This is a genomic window from Microbacterium sp. EF45047 (assembly GCF_028472845.1).
In the GTDB taxonomy this organism is placed as follows: Bacteria; Actinomycetota; Actinomycetes; order Actinomycetales; family Microbacteriaceae; genus Microbacterium; species Microbacterium neungamense.
Genome location: NZ_CP069429.1, coordinates 689,465 through 705,059, shown reverse-complemented (window position 1 = coordinate 705,059; position 15,595 = coordinate 689,465). Strand labels below are relative to the sequence as shown.

Annotated in this window: 17 protein-coding genes; 9 read left to right on the top strand and 8 right to left on the bottom strand. The window is 71.4% G+C overall.

The features are described from left to right. Window positions 1-35: 35 nt before the first annotated feature. The 5 genes from JRG78_RS03325 (at window position 36) to JRG78_RS03305 (ending at window position 4,034) form a co-directional block, all read left to right on the top strand. Window positions 36-287, top strand: a complete 252-nt coding sequence (locus JRG78_RS03325; protein WP_259607619.1) for an exodeoxyribonuclease VII small subunit — start codon at window positions 36-38, stop codon at window positions 285-287. Then, complete coding sequence (locus JRG78_RS03320; protein WP_259607618.1) at window positions 284-919, top strand: DUF4245 domain-containing protein; 636 nt, start codon at window positions 284-286, stop codon at window positions 917-919. Before JRG78_RS03325 ends, JRG78_RS03320 begins: the two co-directional genes overlap by 4 nt. Next, on the top strand, window positions 916-1,590 hold the full coding sequence (locus tag JRG78_RS03315) for a carbonic anhydrase (protein WP_272653598.1): 675 nt from the start codon (window positions 916-918) through the stop codon (window positions 1,588-1,590). Before JRG78_RS03320 ends, JRG78_RS03315 begins: the two co-directional genes overlap by 4 nt. After that, on the top strand, window positions 1,587-2,981 hold the full coding sequence (locus tag JRG78_RS03310; RefSeq protein ID WP_259607616.1) for a class II fumarate hydratase: 1,395 nt from the start codon (window positions 1,587-1,589) through the stop codon (window positions 2,979-2,981). Before JRG78_RS03315 ends, JRG78_RS03310 begins: the two co-directional genes overlap by 4 nt. A 216-nt stretch (window positions 2,982-3,197) precedes the next feature. Then, window positions 3,198-4,034, top strand: coding sequence for a type IV toxin-antitoxin system AbiEi family antitoxin domain-containing protein (locus tag JRG78_RS03305; protein ID WP_259607615.1), 837 nt, complete (start codon window positions 3,198-3,200; stop codon window positions 4,032-4,034). Between the two features lie 97 nt (window positions 4,035-4,131). On the opposite strand, the gene JRG78_RS03300 is transcribed toward JRG78_RS03305, so the two are convergent. The 5 genes from JRG78_RS03300 to JRG78_RS03280 form a co-directional block, all read right to left on the bottom strand. Further along, a complete protein-coding gene (locus JRG78_RS03300) occupies window positions 4,132-4,350 on the bottom strand; it encodes a YbdD/YjiX family protein (protein WP_259607614.1) in 219 nt (72 codons plus the stop codon). Between the two features lie 3 nt (window positions 4,351-4,353). After that, window positions 4,354-6,582 (bottom strand): carbon starvation CstA family protein, encoded by a 2,229-nt coding sequence (locus JRG78_RS03295; RefSeq protein WP_259607613.1) that lies wholly within the window; start codon window positions 6,580-6,582, stop codon window positions 4,354-4,356. Between the two features lie 120 nt (window positions 6,583-6,702). Then, window positions 6,703-8,010 carry a PhoH family protein gene (locus JRG78_RS03290; RefSeq protein WP_259607612.1) on the bottom strand — a complete coding sequence of 436 codons (1,308 nt, stop codon included), beginning with the start codon at window positions 8,008-8,010 and terminating at the stop codon, window positions 6,703-6,705. A gap of 237 nt (window positions 8,011-8,247) precedes the next feature. After that, window positions 8,248-9,378, bottom strand: coding sequence for an aminotransferase class V-fold PLP-dependent enzyme (locus tag JRG78_RS03285; RefSeq protein WP_259607611.1), 1,131 nt, complete (start codon window positions 9,376-9,378; stop codon window positions 8,248-8,250). Between the two features lie 39 nt (window positions 9,379-9,417). Next, on the bottom strand, window positions 9,418-10,200 hold the full coding sequence (locus tag JRG78_RS03280; protein WP_259607610.1) for an isoprenyl transferase: 783 nt from the start codon (window positions 10,198-10,200) through the stop codon (window positions 9,418-9,420). A gap of 137 nt (window positions 10,201-10,337) precedes the next feature. Between JRG78_RS03280 and trhA the strand changes: the two genes are divergently transcribed. After that, on the top strand, window positions 10,338-11,024 hold the full coding sequence (gene trhA / locus JRG78_RS03275; protein WP_259608254.1) for a PAQR family membrane homeostasis protein TrhA: 687 nt from the start codon (window positions 10,338-10,340) through the stop codon (window positions 11,022-11,024). A 69-nt stretch (window positions 11,025-11,093) separates the two neighbouring features. Beyond that, entirely contained in the window at window positions 11,094-11,567 is a 474-nt protein-coding gene (locus tag JRG78_RS03270; RefSeq protein ID WP_259607609.1) for an S-ribosylhomocysteine lyase, read from the top strand. A gap of 24 nt (window positions 11,568-11,591) precedes the next feature. On the opposite strand, the gene JRG78_RS03265 is transcribed toward JRG78_RS03270, so the two are convergent. Next, a complete protein-coding gene (locus JRG78_RS03265) occupies window positions 11,592-11,846 on the bottom strand; it encodes a hypothetical protein (protein ID WP_259607608.1) in 255 nt (84 codons plus the stop codon). A gap of 145 nt (window positions 11,847-11,991) precedes the next feature. Here JRG78_RS03265 and JRG78_RS03260 point away from each other — a divergent pair, with 145 nt between their 5' ends. Both JRG78_RS03260 and greA read left to right on the top strand, forming a co-directional pair. After that, entirely contained in the window at window positions 11,992-12,378 is a 387-nt protein-coding gene (locus JRG78_RS03260) for a DUF4307 domain-containing protein (protein ID WP_259607607.1), read from the top strand. Window positions 12,379-12,501: 123 nt separating this feature from the next. Further along, window positions 12,502-12,990, top strand: a complete 489-nt coding sequence (greA, locus tag JRG78_RS03255; RefSeq protein ID WP_259607606.1) for a transcription elongation factor GreA — start codon at window positions 12,502-12,504, stop codon at window positions 12,988-12,990. A gap of 135 nt (window positions 12,991-13,125) precedes the next feature. Here greA and ilvA read toward each other — a convergent pair whose 3' ends face one another. Further along, window positions 13,126-14,355: a threonine ammonia-lyase gene (gene ilvA / locus JRG78_RS03250; protein WP_259607605.1), complete on the bottom strand. Its 1,230-nt coding sequence runs from the start codon at window positions 14,353-14,355 to the stop codon at window positions 13,126-13,128. After that, window positions 14,352-15,548 carry an AI-2E family transporter gene (locus JRG78_RS03245; RefSeq protein ID WP_259607604.1) on the bottom strand — a complete coding sequence of 399 codons (1,197 nt, stop codon included), beginning with the start codon at window positions 15,546-15,548 and terminating at the stop codon, window positions 14,352-14,354. The genes ilvA and JRG78_RS03245 overlap by 4 nt, the downstream gene beginning before the upstream one ends. Window positions 15,549-15,595: the final 47 nt, after the last annotated feature.

Below are 15,595 nucleotides of genomic sequence, written 5' to 3'. Positions count from 1 at the left end.
GCCCGGGGCGAGGGGCTGCGGCGCCGCCGCGTAGGATGGAAGCCGTGACCGCGCCCAACGACACCCCGGTGGAATCCCTGTCGTTCGAGGACGCGCGCGACGAGCTGGTCCGCGTCGTCGCCGAACTGGAGCAGGGCGCCCCGACCCTGGAGCAGTCCCTCGCCCTGTGGGAGCGGGGTGAGGCGCTGGCCGCCCGCTGCGAGGAGTGGCTGCTCGGCGCGAAGCGCCGGCTGGACGCCGCCCGTGCCGCAGCATCCGGCGACGACGGCCGGGAGGAGCGGGGATGAGCCGTGCCCCGCGGATCGTCGCCGAGCTGGGCCGCCCGGAGACCCCGGATGAGACCGCCGCGCGCAAGGCCGAGGCCAGCCAGGTGTACCGCTCCAGCCAGACCTTCCGCAACCTGATCGCCGCGCTGATCGTCACGGTCGGCGTCGTCGCGGTGATCGTCTTCGCCGTCCCGCGCGGCGAGCCCGCGCCCCGTCCCGCCATCGACCTGTCCGCGGTCGCCGCGGACGTGGAGAGCACCATGGACCGCGAGGTGCTCGTGCCCGAGGTCGCCGACGGCTGGCGCGTGAACGCGGCCGAGCTCGACAGCGGCGCCACCGTCGTGTGGGACATCGTGATGGTGCCCGCGAAGCGCGGGTTCGTGCACGTCGCGCAGGCCTTCGACGCGGATGCCCGGTGGGCCCCGCAGGTGCTCTCCGGCGTCGCGCCGACGGATGCCGTCACCATCGACGGCCGCGAGTGGGACGTGTACGAGGTCGCCGACCCTTCCCGCAACGCCAACGTCTCCTACGCTCTCGGCACCCAGGCCGGTCCCGACTACGTGCTCCTCTACGGATCGCTCAGCCCGGAGGCCACCGCCGAGCTGGCCGAGAGCCTGTCCCCGCAGATCCGCACCCTCTCGGAGGCCGAATGACCGTCACCCTCACCCCCGCGCAGGCCTGGCAGGACATGCTCGACGGCAACCGCCGTTTCGTCGCCGGGCAGCCCGAGCATCCGCACCAGGACGTCGAGAAGCGCCACGAGCTGGCCCAGGGCCAGACACCCATGGCCGCGCTGTTCGGCTGCGCGGACTCGCGCCTCGCCGCGGAGATCATCTTCGACAAGGGATTGGGCGACCTGTTCGTCGTCCGCAACGCCGGCCAGGTGCTCGGCGAGTCGATCGTCGCGAGCCTGGAGTACGCGGTCGAGGTGCTGCGCGTGCCGCTGATCGTGGTGCTCGCACACGACTCCTGCGGCGCGGTGCGCGCCGCGATCGACGGCACCGCGATCGACGCGGCGCCGCTCCCGCCGCACATCTGGAAGCTCATCGCCCCGATCGTGCCCGCGGCGCGCAAGGTGCTCGCCGAGAAGGGCGGCACGACGGTCGCCGAGATCGACGCCGAGCTGGTCGGCAAGGAGCACCTGCGCAACACCGTGCAGCACCTGCTGCAGTCCTCCGAGCTGATCAGCGCCGCCGTCGAGGAGGGCCGGCTGGGCATCGTGGGCGCCAACTACCGTCTCGCCGAGGGCACCGCGGTGCCCGTCGTCACGGTGGGCATCGACACCGAGGGGAACATCCCCGCATCCGAGGAAGGATCGGCATGACCGATATCGAGTACCGCATCGAGCACGACACCATGGGCGAGGTGCGCGTGCCCGCCGACGCCCTGTACGGGGCCCAGACGCAGCGCGCCGTGGAGAACTTCCCGATCTCGGGCAAGGGCCTCGAGCCGGCGCAGATCGCCGCGCTCGCGCGGATCAAGAAGGCCGCCGCCCTGGCGAACAAGGAGCTCGGCACCCTGGACGCCCGCATCGCGGACGCCATCGCGCAGGCCGCCGACGAGGTCGCCGCCGGCAAGCACGACGGCGAGTTCCCGGTGGACACCTACCAGACCGGCTCGGGCACCTCCTCGAACATGAACATGAACGAGGTGCTGGCGACCCTCGCCTCCCGCATCCTCGGCGACAAGGTCCACCCGAACGACCACGTCAACGCCTCGCAGTCCTCGAACGACGTGTTCCCGACCTCGGTGCACATCGCCGTCACCCAGGCGCTGATCGACACGCTGATCCCGGCCCTGGACCACCTCGCCGTGGCTCTCGAGGCGAAGGCGGAGCTGTGGAAGGACGTCGTCAAGTCCGGCCGCACCCACCTCATGGACGCCACCCCGGTCACCCTCGGCCAGGAGTTCGGCGGCTATGCCCGCCAGATCCGCCTCGGCATCGAGCGCGTGCAGGCGGCCCTCCCCCGCGTCGCCGAGGTGCCGCTGGGCGGCACGGCCGTCGGCACCGGCATCAACACCCCGCTCGGCTTCCCGCAGAAGGTCATCGCCCTGCTCGCCGCCGAGACGGAGCTGCCGATCACCGAGGCGAAGGACCACTTCGAGGCCCAGGCCAACCGGGACGGCCTCGTCGAGGCATCCGGCGCCCTGCGAACCATCGCGGTCTCGCTCACCAAGATCAACAACGACCTGCGCTGGATGGGCTCCGGGCCGAACACCGGTCTCGGCGAGCTGCACATCCCCGACCTGCAGCCCGGTTCCTCGATCATGCCCGGCAAGGTCAACCCGGTCGTGCCCGAGGCGGTGCTCATGGTGTGCGCCCGCGTGATCGGCAACGACGCGACCGTGGCGTGGGCCGGGGCATCCGGCTCCTTCGAGCTCAACGTCGCCATCCCGGTGATGGGCACCGCCCTGCTGGAGTCGATCCGCCTGCTCTCGAACGCCGTGCGCGTGCTGGCCGACAAGACGATCGACGGCCTGGAGGCGAACGTCGAGCGCGCCGCCGCTTTTGCCGGCATGAGCCCGTCGATCGTGACCCCGCTGAACAAGGTCATCGGCTATGAGGCCGCCGCGAAGATCGCGAAGCACTCGGTGGCCAAGGGCATCACGGTGCGCGACGCCGTGATCGACCTCGGCTACGTCGAGCGCGGGGAGATCACCCTGGAGCAGCTGGACGAGAAGCTCGACCTGCTGTCGATGACGCACCCGGGCTGAGCCCGCGCCGCGGTCGCCGCCTGACGCCCGCCTGACACTTCGGGGGTCGACACGCCGGATTTCGGAACGGATCGCCGTATCCGTCCGTCATCCGGCGTGTCGACCCCCGTTCTGTGCGCGGACGTTCGTCCTCCACCGTCGGCGAATCCGCCGGCTTGTCCACAGGCCACGGGCTTGCGGGTGCTGGCGGGGCCGCCGACGTCGGATGCTGTCGGGATGTTCGACCCGCTCCTGCTCCTCACCCGGCTCGGCGGTCTCGCGCGCGGCGTCCAGTTGCAGGGCTACGGGATCAGCCGTCCCCGCCTGGCGCAGGCCGTGCGCGCCGGCGAGATCGAACGGCTGCGTCCTGGGCTGTTCGCCGTCCCCGGTCTCGACCCGCATCAGCGCTCCGCCGCGCTGCACGGCGGGGCGCTCACCTGCGCCGAGGCGCTCCGGCGTCTGGGTGTGTGGGTGCTGTCGGATGCCGGACCGCCGCACGTGTGGGTCGGACAGCGCGGCCGCATCTACCCGCACGGCGGATGCTGCTGCATCTCCCACTACTTCCGCGGCGCGCCCGCGCTCGGCCTCGTCGACGTGGAGACCGCGCTGGTGCATCTGTTCCGTTGCGAGGGCGACGAGTCCTTCTTCGCGTCGTTCGAGTCGGCGTGGCGCCTGCGTCTGCTCTCCGCCGCTGCGCGGCTGCGCATCCGTGCCGCGCTGCCGGCATCCGCCCGCTGGCTGGTGGACACCGCCCGCCCGGACGCGGACAGCGGCCTCGAGTCGCTGCTGCGTCTGCGGCTGCACCTGCTCGGCATCCGCGTGGACTGCCAGGTCACGATCGACGGGGTGGGACGCGTCGACTTCGTCATCGGCGGGCGGCTCATCCTCGAGGCCGACGGCAAGGAGAACCACGACGGCTCCTCCCGGCGGCATCGGGATCTCATGCGGGATGCGGCGGCATCCGCACGGGGCTACGAGACGCTCCGCTTCGACTACGCCCAGATCGTGCACGACTGGCCGACCGTGCAGGCCGCGATCCTGGCGGCCCTGGCGCGGAGCGCCGCCCGGGCGTGACACTTCGGGGGTCGACACGCCGGGCCGGGGGTGCGGTTCCCGGGATCCGTCCGACACGTGGCGTGTCGACCCCCGGAGTGTTCGGCGGGGTCCCGGGTCAGCAGCACCGGGCCCCGGGGTCGGCGTCCTGCGCCGCGTAGTGCCGGCGCCAGAACTCGCGCTCCGACAGCGGCTCGCGGTCCGGATGCACGGCGCGCTCGTGCTCCAGGTAGCAGGCGTACTTCGACTGCCCGGTCAGCCCGTTGACGTACCAGGCGAGGGCCCGCCACGCGCGCTTCAGCGACGCGCGCGGGCCCGGCGCCGTGGCATCCGTCATCGCTCAGTGCCCCTGGACGGGCTTCAGGTCGTCCGGCAGCGCCGCCCACTCCTTCTCGAGCGCGCGCTCCTCGGGCGAGGCGATCAGCCCGGCCGGGGCGTATCGGCGCGACGGGACGAAGGGGTCTTCGTGGTCGACCGCGTCGTGGCCTCGGAACGCCTGCACGACCCGGAGCAGCGATACTGCGATCACGATCACGGCGAGCACCAGGAACACGATCGAGAGAGTGCCCTGGATGAACGTGTTCCGCACGACCGCCTCCATCGCCTCGACCGAGGTGGCGGTGCCGAACGAGGTCTCCCCCGCAGCGAGTGCGTCCCGGAACGCGGCGTGGTTGGCCCAGTACCCCACCGCCGGCACCGGCGAGAGGATCTTGAACAGCGACGCCGTGACGGTCACCACCGTGACCAGGGCGAGCGGCAGCGCGACCACCCAGAGCGTGCGGAAGGTGCGGCGGCGCGCCACGATCGTGAGCACCACGGCGAGCGCGATGGCGGCGAGCAGCTGGTTGGCGATGCCGAACAGCGGGAACAGCGTGTTGATGCCGCCCAGCGGGTCGGTGACGCCCATCAGCAGCACCGCGCCCCAGCCGGCCACCATCACGGCCGTGCAGATCCAGGCGCCCACCCGCCACGATGTGTCCTTGAACCGGGGCACGACGTTGCCGATCGAGTCCTGCAGCATGAACCGCGCCACGCGCGTCCCGGCGTCCACCGCGGTGAGGATGAACAGCGCCTCGAACATGATCGCGAAGTGGTACCAGAACGCCATCATCGCGTTGCCGCCGATCCACTGCTGCATGATGTGCGCCAGCCCGAGGGCGAGCGTGGGTGCACCCCCGGTGCGGGAGACGATCGACTCCTCGCCGACCGCCTCGGCCGTCGACGTGAGCATCTCCGGGGTGAGGTTCACGCCGGTGATGCCGAGGCTGTTCACCCAGGCGACGGCGCCCTCGACCGTGCCCTGCGTGGCGGCCCCCGAGGAGTTCATGGCGAAGTAGATGCCTTGGTCGATCGAGACCGCGGCCACGAGGGCCATGATCGCGACGAAGGACTCCATCAGCATCCCGCCGTAGCCGATGAAACGGGTCTGCTTCTCCTTCTCGATCATCTTCGGGGTCGTGCCCGAGGAGATCAGGGCGTGGAAGCCCGACAGCGCTCCGCAGGCGATCGTGACGAACAGGAAGGGGAACAGCGGGCCCGACCACACCGGCCCGGTCTCCCCGCCGGCGAACTGGCTGAACGCCGGAACGGTGATCTCGGGGCGGACGAAGACGATCGCCACCGCGAGCGCGACGATGACGCCGATCTTCATGAACGTGGACAGGTAGTCCCGCGGGGCGAGCAGCATCCACACGGGCAGCACCGCGGCGATGAAGCCGTAGATGATGATGCCCCAGGCGATCGTGACCCGGTCGAGGTGGAAGATCGCCTGCCCCCACTCGGTGCCGCCGACCCATCCGCCGGCGACGATCGCAGCGATGAGGAGGACGAAGCCGATCAGCGACACCTCGGTGACGCGGCCGGGCCGGATCCAGCGCAGGTACGCGCCCATGAACAGCGCGATCGGGATGGTCATCGCCACCGAGAACACGCCCCACGGGCTCTCACCGAGCGCGTTCACCACGACCAGCGCGAGGATCGCGGTGATGATGATCATGATGAGCAGCGTGGCCAGGATGGCGGCCGCGCCGCCGAAACGGCCGAGCTCGTCGCGCGCCATCTGGCCCAGCGAGCGGCCGCCGCGGCGCATCGAGAAGAACATCACCAGGTAGTCCTGCACGGCGCCGGCGAGCACCACGCCCACGATGATCCACACCGTGCCCGGCAGGTACCCCATCTGCGCGGCGAGCACCGGCCCCACCAGCGGTCCGGCTCCGGCGATCGCGGCGAAGTGGTGCCCGAACAGCACGCGGCGGTCGGTCGCGACGTAGTCCTTGCCGTCGGCCCTGTACTCGGCGGGCGTGGCGCGGCGGTCGTCCGGGCGGACCAGGTGCTTCTCGATGAACTTCGAGTAGAACCGGTAGAAGATCAGGTAGGTGCACACGGCGGCGAACACGAACCAGATCGCGTTCACGGTCTCGCCGCGGACGATCGCGAGCATCGTCCAGGCCACGCCGCCGAGCAGGGCGATCGCCGCCCAGACCGCGATCTTCAGCGGGGTCCACCGGGGTTTCTCGTCGACGGCGACGGGCGGGAGTTCCCGTTCCGCCGTTCCAGCCTTCTCAGTCATCCGCACCCCACCGTCCTGGAATCATGCACGTGAAATCGGTCCCGGGGCGGGACCTCTACGACTCTATCCGGTCGCCGCCCCGCGCCCCTGCCACGGGCATCCGTGCGCCGGCGGATCCCGTCAGCTGAGCTCCCCGCCCTCCAGCAGCTCCGTCACCAGCGCCGCGATCGCGGAGCGCTCCGACCGCTGCAGCGTGACGTGGCCGAACAGCTCGTGCCCCTTCAGCGTCTCGATCACGCTGGCGATGCCGTCGTGACGGCCCACCCGCAGGTTGTCGCGCTGCCCGACGTCGTGGGTGAGCACGACGCGGGAGTTCTGACCCATCCGGCTGAGCACCGTGAGCAGCACGTTCCGCTCCAGCGACTGCGCCTCGTCGACGATCACGAAGGCGTCGTGCAGCGAGCGCCCCCGGATGTGCGTGAGCGGCAGCACCTCCAGCATCCCGCGGGCGACGACCTCCTCGAGCACGTTGCCGGAGACCACGGAGCCGAGGGTGTCGAACACGGCCTGCCCCCACGGGTTCATCTTCTCGCCCTGGTCGCCGGGCAGGTAGCCGAGCTCCTGGCCGCCGACCGCGAACAGCGGGCGGAACACGATGATCCGCTTCTGCTGCTGACGCTCCAGCACCGCCTCCAGGCCCGCGCACAGCGCCAGGGCGGACTTGCCGGTGCCCGCCCGGCCGCCGAGGGAGACGATGCCGACGTCGGGGTCGAGGAGCAGGTCGATCGCGATGCGCTGCTCGGCGGAGCGGCCGTGCAGGCCGAAGACCTCGCGGTCCCCGCGCACGAGCCGGAACTCGCCGTCGCCGGTCACCCGACCGAGGGCCGAACCGCGTTCGGAGTGGATGATGAGCCCGGTGTTCACCGGCAGGCCGCGCACGTCGTCACTGAGTCCCACCTCGCTCTCGTACAGGTCGCTGATCTCGTCCCCGGAGAGGTCGAGTGAGGCGATGCCGGTCCAGCCGGAGTCGACGGCCTGCTCGGCGAGGTACTCCTCCGCGCGCAGGCCCAGGGAGGCGGCCTTGACACGCATCGGCAGGTCCTTGGACACGATGGTGACGTCCTGGCCGTCCTGTGCCAGGTGCAGCGCTGTCGCGAGGATGCGGCTGTCGTTGTCGCCGAGGCGGATGCCGGCCGGCAGGATCGACATGTCGCCGTCGCCCAGTTCGACGCGCAGGCTGCCGCCCTCGCCGACCTCGACCGGGAAGTCGAGCCGGCCGTGCTCGATGCGCAGCTCGTCCAGGTGCCGCAGGGCGCGCCGGGCGAAGTAGCCCAGCTCGGGGTCGTGCCGCTTCCCCTCGAGTTCGGAGATGACCACCACCGGCAGCACGATGGAGTGCTCCGCGAAGCGGAACAGGGCCTGCGGATCGCTCAGCAGGACGGAGGTGTCGAGCACATATGTGCGAAGAGCCGTGTCCTGATCGGACACGGCTCCGAGCTGTGCGGCCCTGCGGCGGGACTGTCCGTCCCCTCGGGTGGACGACTGGTGCGCTGTACGTGTGGTCACGACCCACTCCCGACCCGGGATGTCTCCCGGCTTCGCCACGAGTCGACCAGGGCCACGAGTCGCGATCCTTGAGGCCGACCCGATCGGGCACGGTGCCCGATGCCTTGACGCTACGACCGCCGCCGCCGGTGCCCGGTCCTCGACACGCCGCGCGTTCGATTAACCGATGATGAACGTCTCGTTGCCGGATGCCGCGATCGCCTCGTCCAGCATCCGCAGCGTCTCCGCATCCGTGCCGGCGTGCGCGGAGATCCGCACCGCAGGCCCGCGCGCGGTGACCACGACGCCGGCGTTCGCCAGCGAGGCGGCGAGACGGCCCGGCTCCGCGGGCAGCAGCGACACGATGCCGGCGCGCCATGCGCGTCCGCGCGGGGAGGCGACGCGGATGCCGTGCCGGTCGGCGATCCGGATGATCTCGCCGACGTGCTCGGCGATGCGGTCCTGGACGGCCGCGACCCCGGCGTCGCGCACCTCGCGCACGGCGGTGTCGAGGCGGCCGGCGGCGAGCGGGTCGGGGCCGCTCACCGTGAAGGCGCGGGCGGATGCCGCCGGCCCGGGCAGCTCGCCGGCGTACATGTCCTCGGCCACGGTGCCGGTGATGCCACTGAGCACCGGGACGATCCGCTCCCGGGCGCGGTCGGAGAACCGGGCGAACCCGGTGCCGCGGCCGGCCCGCAGCCACTTGTACCCGTGGCCGGCGACCACGTCCGCGGCGGCGTAGTCGTCCTCGACCACGCCGAAGGACTGCACGGCGTCGACGATGAGCAGCCGGTCCGGGCCGATGACCTCGCGCAGCGCGGCGAGGTCGGCGCGGTACCCGGTGCGGAAGTCGACGTGGCTGACCGCGAGCGCGGAGACCTCGTCGTCGAGCACGGCGGCGACGGCATCCGGCGTCACCTGCCCGTCCTCCGGCGTGATCCAGCGCGGCACCAGCGCGCCGCGCGAGGCCTGCGCGGCGCGCTCCAGGGTGAGGCTGATGCTGGGGAACTCGCCGGCAGCCGCGACGACGGCCCCGGACAGGCCGTACAGCGCCTGCATCAGGCCGTGGGTGGAGGACGGCTGCAGGGTCACCTCGTCGACCTTCGCGCCCAGGAGCTCCGCGACGGCCGCCCGGGCCTGGTCGATGCGCTCGGCGACGAGCGCGTGGGAGGACGGGCGCACCCCGCCGAGGAGGTCGGCGTCGAGGGCCGCCTCGGTGCGCACCGCGGGAGAGAGCGGACCGAAGGCCGCCCAGTTCAGGTACCCGGGTTCCGCGTCGAACGAGGCGACGTAGTCGTCGAAGACGGTCATGACGCAAGTCTGGCATCGCCGGCGCCGCGCCGGTGCCGATCAGCGCCCGAACCGGCGGTCGCGGTCGGCGTAGTCCCGGATCGCGCGCAGGAAGTCGACCTTGCGCAGGTCGGGGCCGAGCGCCTCGACGAAGTAGAACTCGCTGTGCGCGCTCTGCCAGAGCAGGAAGTCGCTGAGCCGCTGCTCACCGCTGGTGCGGATGACGAGGTCAGGGTCCGGCTGCCCGCCGGTGTACAGGTGCTCGCCGATCATCTCCGGCGTGAGCTGGGCGGCGAGATCCTCCAGCGTGCCGCCGGACGCGTCGTGGTGGGCGATGATGCTGCGGACCGCGTCCACGATCTCGTTGCGCCCGCCGTATCCGACGGCGAGGTTCACGTGCAGTCCGGCGTGCTCGCGGGTGCGCTCCTCCGCGCCCTCCAGGACGCGGCGCAGCTCGGCGGGCAGGATGTCGGCCCGGCCGACGTGCTTGACCCGCCAGGTGCCGTGCTGCGACAGCGAGTCGGCGAGCTCGGCGATGATCTCGATCAGGTCGCCGATCTCCTTCGAGTCGCGTTTGCGCAGGTTGTCGCTGGAGAGCAGGTACAGCGACACCACGCGGATGCCGAGCTCGTCGCACCACTGCAGGAACTCGCGCATCTTCGCGGCTCCGGCGCGGTGTCCGTCGGCGGGCGAGTCGTAGCCGAGCTGACGCGCCCAGCGCCGGTTCCCGTCGATCATCATCGCGACGTGGTGGGGCACGGATGCCGGGTCGAGCCGCCGCCGCAGCAGGTTCCCGTAGAGCCGGTAGAGGGGCCCCCGCCCCGAGCTCTCTCGCGCACTCACGTGCCTACGCTACCCCGCGCCGCTGAGCGCCACCCGGCGGCGCGCGACATGTTCCTCTGCGGGCATGCGGCCGCGCTTAGGGTGAGCAGGTGAGCACTCGACGACCGAAGAACACGGATGTGCCCGAGCTGCCGCTGATGGACGCCGCTGCGCAGGACGCGGCCGTCGACATCAAACCGTCCTGGCGCGGCTGGATCCACGCCGGCACGTTCCCGGTCGCGATCGTCGCCGGCGTGGTGCTGATCGCGCTCGCCCAGGGCGGTCCGGCCAAGACCGCCGCCGCGGTGTTCATGGCGACCTCGCTGCTGCTGTTCGGCAACTCCGCCCTCTACCACCGGATCGACTGGAGCCCCACCGTGAAGGCGGTGTTCCGGCGCATCGACCACGCGAACATCCTGCTGCTCATCGCCGGCACGTACACCCCGATCGCCACGCTCGCCCTGGTGCCGCAGAAGGGCGTCCTGCTGCTCTGCCTGGTCTGGGGCGGCGCGCTGGTGGGCATCCTGTTCCGCGTGTTCTGGCTCTCCGCGCCGCGCTGGCTCTACGTCGCCCTCTACCTGCTGCTGGGCTGGGCGGCGGTCATGTACCTCGGCGACCTGCTGGCCGCGAACGTCGCGATGATGATCCTCGTCTGCGTCGGCGGCCTGCTGTACAGCGCCGGGGCCGTGGTGTACGCGATGAAGCGGCCGAACCCGTGGCCGGGGCACTTCGGCTTCCACGAGATCTTCCACGTGTGCACCGTGCTCGCCTTCCTCTGCCACTGGACCGCGTGCCTGCTGATCTCGCTGGACCCGCACTCCCCCTCGCTCGGCCTGCCCGGCTGAGCGGGCTGCGGTGCGCCGCGGCGTGGCATCCTGAATGCGGACAACGAGCCACGAACCCGAGGAGGCAGCATGGCCGACGTCGAGAGCTTCACCCTCGACCACACCGCCGTCAAGGCGCCGTACGTCCGGCTGATCGGCGTGGAGCACGGACCCCGCGGGGACGCGATCTCGAACTTCGACGTGCGGTTCGTGCAGCCGAACGAAGGCGAGATCCCCACCGCGGGGCTGCACACCATCGAGCACGTGCTGGCCAGCCAGCTGCGCGACCGCATCGACGGGGTGATCGACATCTCGCCGTTCGGATGCCGCACCGGCTTCCACCTGATCATGTGGGGCGAACCGGCGGTCGCCGACGTCGTCACCGCGATCCGCGACAGCCTCGCCTTCATCGCCGAGGAGGCGGAGTGGGACGACGTCCCCGGCGTCTCGGCCGTGGAGTGCGGCAACTACCGCGACCACAGTCTGCACAGCGCGAAGGAGTGGACGCGCCGCATCCTGGATCAGGGGATCAGCCTGGACGCGTTCGAGCGGGTCGGGGTGTGAGGACGAGGACGCCGACGGGGCCCGTCAGCGGGGCCCGTCGGGCCGCCCGGTGTCGTCGTCCCCGGCATCCGTCGCGGCCTGCTCGGCATCGAGCTCCTCGCGCACCTCAGCGCGGTAGCGCACCCGGCGGATGCGGCGGTTCATGTCCCAGATGATCAGCACCACGGCGATGAGGATGATCGCGACGACCGCGAAGCCGACGAAGCCCGGGGTCACCGCCTCCGGATCGACGGTCATCGAGGGCGTCGGCATCGGAGTCTGATCGCCGAACAGGAGCATGTGGCCGCCTTTCCCGCACAGGTCGCATAACCTGGAGACACCAGCCTAACCGGCCCGGACGGCGCGCCGATCCCGCCGCCCGGTCCCCCGTGCCGCTGATCCGCACACGCCCGATCTGCACGATCCCGATCGATCCCGGAGCACCGTGACCACCGCGCGCGACCTCGACGACCGCTACGGCCGCACCGCGCGCCGCCGCCTGCCGTGGATCGTCGCCGGGGTCGCCGCCGCCGTCGTCGTCGGCGCGTTCGGCTGGATGACCGTGAGCGGCGCGATGAACGCCGTGGACGCCGACGAGCTCGGCTTCCAGGTCGTCGACGAGCACAGTGTGACGCTGCGCTTCCAGGTGACCGCGCCCGCCGGAGCAGACGTCGTGTGCGCGGTGGAGGCGCAGGACGAGGAGTTCGGCGTGGTCGGCTGGAAGATCGTCCGGATCCCCGCCGGGGAGGGGCATTCCCGGGCGCTGGAGGTCACCATCCCGACCGTCGCGACCGCGACGACGGGTTTGGTGAACACCTGCTGGGTGTCCTAAACTCGTTGCCATACACCGACGCCCCGGCCCGTGCCGGGGCGTCGTGGCATATCACCGGGCTCGCAGGAAGTGTCCGGGAATCACGAAGCCCCTGAAGGGGCCACGCTACGTAAGGAGCACGCTGTGTCCACAGACGCTCAGGTACCGTTCCTCACCCAGGAGGCCTATGACCGGCTCGTGGAGGAGCTGGAGTACCTCTCCACGACAGGCCGCGACGAGATCGCGAAGCGCATCGAGGCCGCCCGCGAAGAGGGCGATCTCCGCGAGAACGGCGGATACCACGCCGCCAAGGACGAGCAGGGCAAGCAGGAGGCGCGCATCCGCACCCTGCAGCAGCTGCTGAAGACCGCGAAGGTGGGCGAGGCGCCCGAGAGCCGCGGGGTCGTCGAGCCCGGCACCGTCGTCACGGCGCGGGTCGCCGGCGACGAGGAGGTGTTCCTGCTCGGCAGCCGCGAGATCGCGGCCGGCAGCGACCTCGACGTGTACAGCGAGGCGAGCCCGCTCGGCCAGGCGATCATCGGCCTGAAGATCGGCGACAAGGCCTCCTACGAGGCGCCCAACGGCCGGTCCATCCCGGTGGAGATCCTCGGCGTGGAGACCTACACCGGCTGACCCGCCCGTCTCCCCCGCGGTCCCATCCCGTTCGGGGCGGATTCTCACACTTGGGGCGTGCGTGCGTCGCCCCGAATGCCAGAATCCGCCCCGAACGCGTCTGTGGGTGAGGTGGGGACGGATGCCTGAGCGCGCTCAGTCGGGGACGACGATCGGGTCGTAGCCGGCGCGACGCAGCGTGTCGAGGGTGAGCTCGGTGTGCTCGGCTCCGCGGGTCTCGATGCTCAGCTGCAGGATCACCTCGCTGATCTGCAGCCCCTGACCGTGCCGGGTGTGCAGCACCTCCATCACGTTCGCGCCCGCCTCGGCGAGCAGCTCGGAGACGCGGGCGAGCTGGCCGGGGCGGTCGGGCAGCGGGATCCGGATGGTGAGGTAGCGGCCGGCCGCGGCGAGACCGTGCGCCACCACCCGCTGCAGCAGCAGCGGGTCGATGTTCCCTCCCGACAGGATCGACACCGTCGTGCCGGTGGCGCGCACCTTGCCGGCGAGGATGGCGGCGACGCCGACCGCACCGGCGGGCTCCACGACGACCTTCGCCTGCTCCAGCAGCACCAGCAGCGCCCGGGCGATGTCGTCGTCGGAGACGGTGACCACCTCGTCGACGTGCTCCCGGATGATCTCGAACGGCACGTCGCCGGGCCGGGCGACGAGGATGCCGTCGGCGATGGTCGGCTGGGTGCGGATCTCCACCGGGTGCCCGGCCTGCAGCGAGGGCGGCATCGCGGCGGCGTTCTCGGCCTGCACGCCGATGATCCGCACGCGGCGCCCGTCCCGTGCCGCCGCGGCCCGGACGGCGGCGGCGACGCCGGCGATCAGCCCGCCGCCTCCGATGCCCATCAGCACGGTGTCCACCTCGGGCACGTCCTGGTAGACCTCGAGGCCGAGCGTGCCCTGTCCGATCACCACATCGCGGTGGTCGAAGGGGTGGATGAGGACCGCCCCGGTGCGCTCGGCGAACTCGGCCGCCAGCTGCAGCGAGGTGGCGACGGTCTCCCCCTCCAGCACCACCTCGGCGCCGTACCCGCGCGTGGCGAGGAGCTTCGGCACCGGCACGCCCAGCGGCATGAAGATCGTGGCGTGGATGCCGAGAGCCTGCGCCGCGAGCGCGACGCCCTGGGCATGGTTGCCCGCGGATGCCGCGACGACCCCGCGGCGGCGCTCCTCCGCCGTGAGCTGAGCGAGACGGTAGGTGGCTCCGCGGATCTTGAACGAGCCGGTGCGCTGGAGGTTCTCCATCTTCAGCACGACCGGCGCGCCCAGTCTCTCGCTGAGCGCCCGCGACGGCAGCGCGGGCGTGTGCGCGATCACCCCCGCCAGGCTCTCCGCGGCCGCTTCGAACTCGGCCAGGCTGGGGGTCGTGCTCATCGATTCCTCCTCTGCCGCGGATGCGGCACCGTGCTCCAGATCAGGTCGGCGTGGGGCTTCTCGCCGGTCCGCCACGACCCCGTGCTGATGGTCACCGCGGCGACGTTGATGAAGGCCGCGAGCGGGACGGCGAACAGCGCGCCCGGGATGCCGGCGATCATGGCGCCTCCGGCGACCACGAGCACGACCGCGAGCGGATGCACCTTGACCGCGGATCCCATCAGGATGGGCTGCAGGATGTGGCCCTCGATCTGCTGCACCGCGAGCACCACCGCGAGCATGGCCAGGGCGATCAGCGGGCCGTTGTAGACCAGCGCGAGGAACACCGCGACGGCGCCGGTGATCACCGCACCGACGATCGGCACGAACGAACCGAGGAACACCAGCACCGCGACCGGGATCGCCAGCGGCACCTGCAGCAGCGCGGCGCCGATGCCGATGCCGATGCCGTCGATGGCCGCCACCAGCGCCTGCGTCCGGGCGTAGTTCACGATCGTCGCCCAGCCGTTGCGTGCCGCGGCGTCCACCGCCGGACGGGCGTTGCGCGGGAACAGCTTCACCGTCCAGCGCCAGATGCCGGCGCCGTCGGCGAGCAGGGTGATCAGGATGAACAGCGACAGCAGCGCGCCGGTGAGCACGTGCGCGGCGGTGCCGCCGAGCGCTCCGGCCGCGCTCCACAGGAATTCGGCCTGCTCCTGGATCAGCGCGATCCCCTGGTCGATGTAGTCCTGGATCTGCTGCTCGCTGAGGTGCAGCGGCCCGTCCACGAGCGACTGCCGGAAGGTCTCGATCGCCTGCGCGGTCTTCTCCTGCACATCCGGCAGCTGCGCGCGGACCTGCCACACCACGAGCCACAGCAGCCCTGTGACGATGCCGATCGTGCCGAGGATGGCGATCGCGATCGCGAGCCAGCGCGGGAAGCGGGCCCGCAGCATCAGCTCGAACCCGGGCCACAGCAGCGCGGTGATCAGGATGCCGACCAGGAGCGGGATGACCAGCAGCTTCAGCAGCATCACCAGCCAGATGAACACCCCGATCACGGCCGCGATCACCAGCAGCCGCCACGAATAGCCGGCGGCGACCCGCAGCCCGAACGGTATCGTCTCGTCGGCGGCGGTGGTCACCGTCCTCTCGGTCGGTGGGGGCACGGGGCGGAACGGGTTTCGGAACCGCGGTCTGCGCTCGTCGCTCATTGTGCAAGTCTACGACGGGGGCGGCCCCGGCTCCGAAGCGGGAGCCT